At 66.8% G+C, this 223-nt stretch carries 1 pseudogene; it reads right to left on the reverse strand.

Annotation, left to right across the window (positions count from 1 at the left end):
* Positions 1 to 223 (reverse strand): annotated as a pseudogene (locus RRF55_RS28685) (hypothetical protein); the annotation flags it as partial.

Consider the following 223-nt stretch of genomic DNA (forward strand, 5'->3'; position numbering starts at 1 on the left):
CTTGGCGGTGGCCAGGGTCATCGTGGTGGCGGCTTCGTCCGCGGTGGTTTCCACCATCGGCACGTCCTGGAAATAGCTGCCGTTGTTGCCCGGCTGCAGGCCGATGCGCTTCATCTGCGCTTCGAGGTAGGCGGTGGTCTTCTCCTCGCCCACGGAGCCGGGCGCGCGGCCCTCGAATTCATCGGACGACAGCGCCTTCACCATGTCGGCGAAGTCGGCCTCG

This window comes from Klebsiella sp. K47 (assembly GCF_051858335.1).
In the GTDB taxonomy this organism is placed as follows: Bacteria; Pseudomonadota; Gammaproteobacteria; order Enterobacterales; family Enterobacteriaceae; genus Klebsiella; species Klebsiella pneumoniae.